Source organism: Megasphaera sp. ASD88 (genome assembly GCF_002287425.1).
Lineage (GTDB): Bacteria > Bacillota > Negativicutes > Veillonellales > Megasphaeraceae > Megasphaera > Megasphaera stantonii.
This window is the reverse complement of sequence record NZ_NQXW01000007.1, coordinates 83,385-90,448: the sequence shown is the minus strand read 5'-3', so window position 1 is coordinate 90,448 and position 7,064 is coordinate 83,385. Positions and strand designations below refer to the sequence as shown.

General features: G+C 50.5%; 11 protein-coding genes. All 11 read left to right on the top strand.

Annotated features, from left to right (window positions below):
* Nucleotides 1-111 (top strand): phage holin family protein (locus CJ260_RS06000; RefSeq protein WP_143747677.1); only part of this gene is annotated, 111 nt, incomplete at its 5' end.
* Nucleotides 108-653, top strand: coding sequence for an N-acetylmuramoyl-L-alanine amidase (locus tag CJ260_RS05995; protein ID WP_095629551.1), 546 nt, complete (start codon nucleotides 108-110; stop codon nucleotides 651-653). The genes CJ260_RS06000 and CJ260_RS05995, both read left to right, overlap by 4 nt.
* Before the next feature lie 44 nt (nucleotides 654-697).
* The gene (locus tag CJ260_RS05990) at nucleotides 698-904 is read left to right on the top strand and encodes a hypothetical protein (RefSeq protein WP_095629550.1); all 207 of its coding nucleotides are present in this window, start codon (nucleotides 698-700) and stop codon (nucleotides 902-904) included.
* A complete protein-coding gene (locus CJ260_RS05985; protein WP_095629549.1) occupies nucleotides 901-1,197 on the top strand; it encodes a hypothetical protein in 297 nt (98 codons plus the stop codon). The genes CJ260_RS05990 and CJ260_RS05985 overlap by 4 nt, the downstream gene beginning before the upstream one ends.
* A 146-nt stretch (nucleotides 1,198-1,343) precedes the next feature.
* The gene (locus CJ260_RS12690) at nucleotides 1,344-1,904 is read left to right on the top strand and encodes a hypothetical protein (protein WP_143747676.1); all 561 of its coding nucleotides are present in this window, start codon (nucleotides 1,344-1,346) and stop codon (nucleotides 1,902-1,904) included.
* A 77-nt stretch (nucleotides 1,905-1,981) separates the two neighbouring features.
* Nucleotides 1,982-2,962, top strand: coding sequence for a thiamine-phosphate kinase (gene thiL / locus CJ260_RS05975; RefSeq protein WP_095629547.1), 981 nt, complete (start codon nucleotides 1,982-1,984; stop codon nucleotides 2,960-2,962).
* Nucleotides 2,963-2,973: 11 nt separating this feature from the next.
* The gene (gene tsaE, locus CJ260_RS05970) at nucleotides 2,974-3,441 is read left to right on the top strand and encodes a tRNA (adenosine(37)-N6)-threonylcarbamoyltransferase complex ATPase subunit type 1 TsaE (RefSeq protein WP_095629546.1); all 468 of its coding nucleotides are present in this window, start codon (nucleotides 2,974-2,976) and stop codon (nucleotides 3,439-3,441) included.
* Nucleotides 3,425-4,135, top strand: coding sequence for a tRNA (adenosine(37)-N6)-threonylcarbamoyltransferase complex dimerization subunit type 1 TsaB (gene tsaB / locus CJ260_RS05965; RefSeq protein ID WP_095629545.1), 711 nt, complete (start codon nucleotides 3,425-3,427; stop codon nucleotides 4,133-4,135). Before tsaE ends, tsaB begins: the two co-directional genes overlap by 17 nt.
* Nucleotides 4,132-4,614 (top strand): ribosomal protein S18-alanine N-acetyltransferase, encoded by a 483-nt coding sequence (gene rimI, locus CJ260_RS05960; protein ID WP_095629544.1) that lies wholly within the window; start codon nucleotides 4,132-4,134, stop codon nucleotides 4,612-4,614. Before tsaB ends, rimI begins: the two co-directional genes overlap by 4 nt.
* A gap of 2 nt (nucleotides 4,615-4,616) precedes the next feature.
* Complete coding sequence (gene tsaD / locus CJ260_RS05955) at nucleotides 4,617-5,627, top strand: tRNA (adenosine(37)-N6)-threonylcarbamoyltransferase complex transferase subunit TsaD (protein WP_095629543.1); 1,011 nt, start codon at nucleotides 4,617-4,619, stop codon at nucleotides 5,625-5,627.
* A gap of 13 nt (nucleotides 5,628-5,640) precedes the next feature.
* Nucleotides 5,641-7,059 carry a sensor histidine kinase gene (locus tag CJ260_RS05950; protein ID WP_095629542.1) on the top strand — a complete coding sequence of 473 codons (1,419 nt, stop codon included), beginning with the start codon at nucleotides 5,641-5,643 and terminating at the stop codon, nucleotides 7,057-7,059.
* Nucleotides 7,060-7,064 lie beyond the last annotated feature (5 nt).

The window sequence follows — 7,064 nt, the reverse complement described above, 5'->3', positions numbered from 1 at the left end:
AACGAAGGCCTGTCCATACTGGAAAATGCCGGGAAGGCCGGGCTTCCTATTCCGAAAAAATTGCGAGATACGCTAGAGCAGCTGGCAAATGAGAAAGGAGCAAAACCATGAAAGTATTTATTAATCCCGGTCATGCGCCGAATGGCAAGCCCGATCCCGGCGCAGTCAACGCAAGAACAGGCTTGCGTGAATCGGACGTTGCGGCAGCCGTCGGTAACGCTGCGGCGCAGTATCTCATCAGCGCCGGCGTGGCCGTTGCAGTGCTGCAGCATGACGACTTAGCGACGATTTGCGATACGGCAAATGCCAGCGGCGCGGATCTGTTTATTTCTATCCACTGCAACGCGGCGGAATCCCCCGCGGCGCTGGGAACAGAAACGTATTGCTATCCCGGATCGACGGCCGGCGAAATGTTGGCCAAGGCAGTACAGCGTCAGATTGTCGATAGCCTGCACACTGTCGACCGGGGGGTCAAGCTGGCGATTCCAGGACAAAACGGGCTGTATGTGCTAAACAATACATCTATGCCGGCAATCCTCGTAGAGCTCGCGTTTATCAGCAATGACCACGACGCCGACCTGCTTACACATTACCAGGACGCTTTTGCTCGTGCGATTGCCCGCGGCGTTACCGATTATCAGCTGATGCAATAGGGAGGTGATCGTTTTATCTGTCGCACGTGAAAGGGGGTGAAATTATGGGAAATCTACTCAAACGGCTGCTGTCTAAGCTACTTACGTCTGAGCTTGATAAACGTAAAGAGATCCTGCGAGCTAAGCTGCAGGCGCAGATTAATACGACGTCGTCAAGCTGGGTAAAGACACGGAACCAGCTGTATATTGATTTGCTGGAAATTGCGAGCGAAACAATGGTAAATAAAATGGAAAAGGAGATTTTAAAATGAACGAAGACATCAAAAACGTAGTAAGCGAAGCATTGCAGGAAGTATTCGAAGAATTGAAAGACAACACGTTGGACTTTGTAGAAAACACCGTTTTTCCTTACGTTGATGCTGCTATCGGTGATTTCGAAGCTGCGCAGACAGCCGAAGCCGAACAGTCCACGTCTGGCTGGGTGAAAATCCGCGCGAAGCTCATCAACACTGGCATTGATTTGGTATGGTCTGTGACTAAAAAGGTGGTTACGAAGATTTTAGAAAAAGCAGCGGACGACGAGACGGCACCGGCTGTGCAGTAGTATAATATTGTAATATAAAAAGAGGTGTTAGGCTAATTCATAGCTTGGCACCTCTTTTTTATTGGTGATAACTATTATGATATGTTATAATATTTAAAACTAAAATACATCTTGTACAAAAAGTAAAAAGCGAGTTGAGCCTAGAGATGGATATTTATCCGATTTTACTAACTACATTGTTAGCATTACTTGGTTTTTACGTAAAAAATTCTTATAATGCGTATATTATAAAAAACAGATTAGCGTTATCTTTATTAACAGAAATAACGCTATTGATGGAACTGTATCGACGTAGCCGATCGATAAGCCCTCCGTTTAGGCTAATCGAAGAGATTGATTCGCAGGGAAATATTGAATATAAAAGGGGTAAAATGTTATTAAGCGAATCTTTTCTTGTAATATACGATCACAATACTGATAAATTAGGAATGTTTCCCGAAGATACTATAAGTGCAGTAATTGAGATATACTCTACGGCACGAGGGCATATTTATTCTGTCAATACTTGGAATAACGAACTTTCAACAAAGACCGCACGTGATCGTGAAGAAGTGAAGCGGTATGAAAAAGTATTAGAAGGTGAATTTGACCAATTAGAGAAGCAAGAGAAAATAGTTATAAATTACTTACAAAGAGAAGTAAATGAGTTATTTACGGAATATTTATATAAAAATATTAAAGATTTTATTAAAAAAATTTTATGCTAGTCGCGGATTAACATTACGCTGGCAAACGCTGAATACACAAAAAATATTCAAAGTCTAAATATATGAGGAGTACTAACATGAAGATTTCAGAGATCGGCGAATTTGGATTCATTGATGCCGTCAAGGAAGGGACCTTGTTTAATCCTTCTTCTGTCGTCGTGGGAATTGGCGACGACGGCGCTGTGTATAAGACGACAGAAGGCATGGAACAAATTGCCGTCATTGATACGATGGTCGAGGGGAGTCATTTCATCATAGGGAAAACGGCTTCCTGGTTTGATGTCGGGTATAAAGCAGTGGCTTCTAATTTAAGCGATATCGCCGCGATGGGAGGCATTCCGACGCACATCGTCCTGTCTACTGCAATTCCTACGGATATGGAAATGGCTGATTTGACGGCGCTGTATGAGGGAATGAAAGACATATGCAAAACCTACGGCGTCAATATTATTGGCGGGGATACGGTTTTGTCTAAAGGCGCGTTAGTCATCACGGTGGCGGCCTTTGGCGAAGTGGAGTCAGGGAAAGCTATTTGCCGCAGCGGAGCCAAGCCGGGCGATGTCGTCGCCGTTTCGCATACGATTGGCGATTCTGCCGGCGGTCTGGATGTACTTCTTCATGGGATAGATGGGTATGCTCATTTGAAAAAAGCTCATCAATTTCCAACGCCGCAGATACAACTGGGACGAGCTTTGGTAGCATATCGTGCCCATAGTTTAAATGACATCAGCGACGGCTTAGCTAGCGAATCCAATGAAATTGCCAAGGCCAGCGGCGTCGATTTGATATTGGATAAAGAGGCGATTCCCTGCAGCGAGGAGCTGCGGCAATGGGCCCAGTCTGTACAGAAAGATATATATGCCTATGTATTTAACGGCGGAGAAGATTATGAGTTGATCTTTACGATGGCTCCCGACGATTTCGAAGCCCTGCGGAGGGAGTATCCCTATGTGACGGCCATTGGGCAGGCACGGGCCGGCAAGGGACAGGTATACGTCCGGCATGAGGGAAAGACGTCTGTATTACAGCCGACTGGTTGGAATCATTTTCATAGGTGAGGAGATGCGTCATGATAGATATAGAAACACATTCGGAACAAGATACGATTGCCTTAGGCGCTGCGTTAGGACGAGTTTTAAGCGACGGCGACGTATTAGCGCTGCAGGGGGATTTGGGCGCGGGAAAAACGCATTTTGTCCAAGGCATTGCTAAGGGAATGGGCATTGACGAGCCCGTCGTCAGTCCGACGTTCACTATATTGAACTATTATGAACATGCCGTTCCGCTGCAGCATTTTGATTTTTATCGTCTGGAAGACGAATATGAATTAGACGATTTGGGTTTTGACGATTACTTGACGAGAGGCGTGACCGTCATCGAGTGGTCGGAAAAATTCCCCGAACGCCTGCCGGAGGACGCAGCTCGCGTTTTTATCGAAAAAAAGGGTTTGACGGAACGCATCTTTCATTTTGAATTTAACGGCGCCCGCTGGGCTGCCGCGGAAAAAGAGGTAGAGTCTTATGTTGTTAGCCATTGAAACATCCAGCCTTGTGTCGAGCGTGGCCCTTTTACATGAGCAGACGCTGCGGGCGGAGCTTACGATACAAGCAAGATTAACCCATTCGGAACAGCTGATGCCGCATATCGCCGATATGCTGGATAAGGCGTCGGTAGGCAAAGCCGATATCGACGGGATTGTCGTATCTATCGGACCGGGGTCTTTTACGGGGCTGCGCATCGGCTTGGCGACGGCTAAGGGATTGGCCTTTGCCTGGCAGACGCCTATTGTCGGCATAGAAACGCCGACGAGTTTGGCTTGGAATTTTGTAGGAAATGCGGATAAAATCTGTCCTCTTATCGACGCGCAGAAGGGGAACGTGTACGCATCGGTATACAAGTGGAACCGGGGCATACTGGAAACGCTGGACGACGTGTCTGTCATGCCGTTGGACGACGTATTGGAACGGCTGCAGCAGCAGGGCGAGCCCGTCGTATTTTGCGGAGACGGCGCCTTGCTGGGCCGGCAGAAGATCGCCGCTGCCAGCGATTTATTCCGCATTGCACCGCCGACGGTGGTTATTCCTCGTGCTGGCAGCCTGGCTCTTGCCGGCCAGCAGCGCCTGGCCGCCGGAGAGGCAGACGACTGTATGACCTTGACGCCGGCGTACAAGCGCCGGAGCGAGGCGGAGGTATTGTGGGAAAAACGTCATGGAGGCCAACGGTGCCTATGATTGTAAGAAAAGCAGAAGGGGCTGACGCCCAGGGAATTTTCGACGTAGAGACAGAATCTTTTTCCGTGCCGTGGTCGCTGCAGGCGATAACCAGAGAGCTGGCCAATCCGAATTTGACCATGTATTACGTATTAGCCGATGAAGATGGAACCATTGCCGGATATGCCGGGTTGTGGCGCGTTCTTGACGAAGGGCAGATTACGAACATCGCGCTGAAACAGCAGTACCGCCGGCAAGGCTACGGTGAACTGCTGCTGCGGGTCTTGATGGAAGCGGCTTGGGAAGACGGATGCAGCGATATTTTTTTGGAAGTGCGCGTTTCTAATATCGGGGCGCTGCATTTGTACCGCAAATTAGGATATCAGGTCCTGTCAGTACGGAAAAACTATTATTCTGAGCCGGAAGAAGACGCCTACGTAATGGACTGTAAAAAAGAAAATTATCAGTGGATTACCAATTCATATAAAAAGGATGAGTAAGGATGTATACTTTAGCACTGGAAACGAGTTGCGACGAAACGTCGGCCGCCGTCATTCAGGACGGACGGCAGATTCTTTCTAATATCATATCGACGCAGGTGCCGATTCACCGTAAATTCGGCGGCGTCGTCCCGGAAATTGCTTCGCGGCAGCATATCGAATACGTCATGCCGATTATTAAAGAAGCTCTCGATACGGCGCATGTGTCGCTGCAGGAGATAGATCACATTGGCGTTACCTATGGCCCGGGGTTAGTCGGCGCGCTGCTGGTCGGCGTCGCGGCCGCCAAGGCCCTGAGCTTTGCCTTGGATAAGCCCTTGGTCGGCGTCAACCACATGGAGGGACATATTTTTGCCAATTTCCTCAGCCATCCCGAGCTGGAGCCGCCCTTTTTGGCGCTGGTCGTGTCGGGAGGCCACACGCAGCTGGTAAAAATCGAAGGATACAATACGTTTACGCTGCTGGGGCAGACGCGGGACGACGCGGCGGGGGAAGCCTTCGATAAAATTGCCCGCGTCATGGGCTATCCCTATCCTGGCGGCCCGCAGATCGACAAGCTGGCGAAGGACGGAAATCCTGACGCCATTGCATTTCCTAAGGCCCTGCATGAAAAGCATAACTTTGAATTCAGTTTCAGCGGCTTAAAATCGGCGGTGCTGAATTACCTTCATACACAGGAACAGCGAAAGCAGCCCTATGATGTACACGACGTTGCTGCAAGCTTCCAAAAGACCGTAGTGGAAACGCTGGTAGAAAAGACCATGGATGCAGCGACGTACTGCGGTATGAACAAGATTGCCGTTGCCGGCGGCGTTTCGGCCAACAGCGCCTTAGCCGCGGCGATGGAACAGGCCTGCGCAGCCCACGGGTATTCATTTTATCGGCCAGAGCCCGTTTTATGTACGGACAACGGGGCGATGATTGGATGCCGGGCTTATTACATGGCCCTGGAAGGGCATTTCGCCGATCTGACGCTCAACGCCAAGCCGGCCTTGGCGATTTCCTCGTATTAAAGAGGTCCTGATTATGTCTTCTATTGAAACGATTTGCCGCAGTGCCAGCGCCTTGTCGGACGTACAAATTCATATTCTAAAAAACAGCGAAGATTTGCTGCAGTTTGCCAGCGACTTATCCCATCGGGAGCTGCTGGTCTTTGTGCCGGGGCAGAAGGCAGGCACGGTAGTCTTGGCGGCGCAGCGCCTTCCGCTGCTGCAGCCGGCGGAAACGCAGGCGAATAGAAAAAAAGCTGGAACAGTCTGCGCCGGGTACGAAGAACCGGTCGTGCTGCAGGTACTGCAGACGGGGCAGATGATGCAAGGCAGCAAAGAGGTAGATTATGGGCGTATTGAGCCGCTGTTCGCCTATCCCTTCGTCGATAACGGCGGGGAAACGATCGCCGTCGTCGCCTTTGTCGGCACGATAGAAAGCAACCGCGATATGCTGACTGAAACGGCTTTTTTGGCTCTGCAGGTCCCCATCGAGAGGGATTTCCGCAAGCTGTACCGCCCCTTATCCGTGCAGGACGGCGTCATCCTCATCAACTGCAACGGCGTCGTGATTTACGCAGACGAAATGGCGGAAAGCATCATGCACATGCGCGGATATTCCGGCATGCTGGTCGGCTCTAATATCTACAACAGCCGGACCAATCTGACCGGCGCGAAGCAGGCCCTGGCGACGCGGGAAGGCTTTGCCGAGGACATTACCTTCGGGGAAGTCGTCGTCACGCGGCGGGTCATTCCTCTGCTGCGGCGCGGCAAGGTATATCGGGTCATAGCTATTTTGACGGAGCGGACTGAGTTGTACCGCAAAGAAGAAGAGCTGATGATCAAGACGTCGGTTATCAAGGAAATTCACCACCGCGTAAAAAATAATTTGCAGACTGTCGCCAGCCTGCTGCGCATGCAGATGCGCAGGACCGAAAGCCGGGAGGCGAAGGATGTGCTGCAGGAAAGCGTAAACCGCATACTCAGCATTTCCTTGGTTCATGAAATTTTATCGCACCACGACGAAGAATCTATTGATATCTGCGTAGTCGCCAAACAGCTGCTGTCGCTGCTGACTCATGGCATGGCCGGGGCGGAATGCCGCGTCAGGACGTCGTTTTCCGGAAACGAGCTGCCCCTGCCGTCGGATATGGCTACGTCGCTGGCGTTAGTGCTGAATGAACTGATTACTAATGCCATCATCCACGGCTTTGAGGGGCTGGACGAAGGGGAAGTGCGCGTCGCCGTGACGCAGGCAGGGACGACGTGCGCGCTGACCGTCAGCGATACGGGCGTCGGCATGACCTTGCCGCAAGGCGGCGAAGGGCGCAAGCATTTGGGCCTGACAATCGTCCGCACGTTGGTAGAAAAGGATTTAAAAGGAGAGTTGTCGTTTACTCCCGTTGTGCCGCACGGCACGGAAGTACGAATACAGTTTTCTATTGCAGAGAGGGGATAACGAAT

Excerpts from the sequence above, each read along its gene's own strand:
- rimI (WP_095629544.1), top strand. The coding sequence starts at position 4,132 with ATGATTGTAAGAAAAGCAGAAGGGGCTGACGCCCAGGGAATTTTCGAC.
- tsaE (WP_095629546.1), top strand. The coding sequence starts at position 2,974 with ATGATAGATATAGAAACACATTCGGAACAAGATACGATTGCCTTAGGC.
- thiL (WP_095629547.1), top strand. The coding sequence starts at position 1,982 with ATGAAGATTTCAGAGATCGGCGAATTTGGATTCATTGATGCCGTCAAG.
- CJ260_RS05995 (WP_095629551.1), top strand. The coding sequence starts at position 108 with ATGAAAGTATTTATTAATCCCGGTCATGCGCCGAATGGCAAGCCCGAT.
- tsaD (WP_095629543.1), top strand. The coding sequence starts at position 4,617 with ATGTATACTTTAGCACTGGAAACGAGTTGCGACGAAACGTCGGCCGCC.
- CJ260_RS05985 (WP_095629549.1), top strand. The coding sequence starts at position 901 with ATGAACGAAGACATCAAAAACGTAGTAAGCGAAGCATTGCAGGAAGTA.
- tsaB (WP_095629545.1), top strand. The coding sequence starts at position 3,425 with ATGTTGTTAGCCATTGAAACATCCAGCCTTGTGTCGAGCGTGGCCCTT.
- CJ260_RS05950 (WP_095629542.1), top strand. The coding sequence starts at position 5,641 with ATGTCTTCTATTGAAACGATTTGCCGCAGTGCCAGCGCCTTGTCGGAC.
- CJ260_RS05990 (WP_095629550.1), top strand. The coding sequence starts at position 698 with ATGGGAAATCTACTCAAACGGCTGCTGTCTAAGCTACTTACGTCTGAG.
- CJ260_RS12690 (WP_143747676.1), top strand. The coding sequence starts at position 1,344 with ATGGATATTTATCCGATTTTACTAACTACATTGTTAGCATTACTTGGT.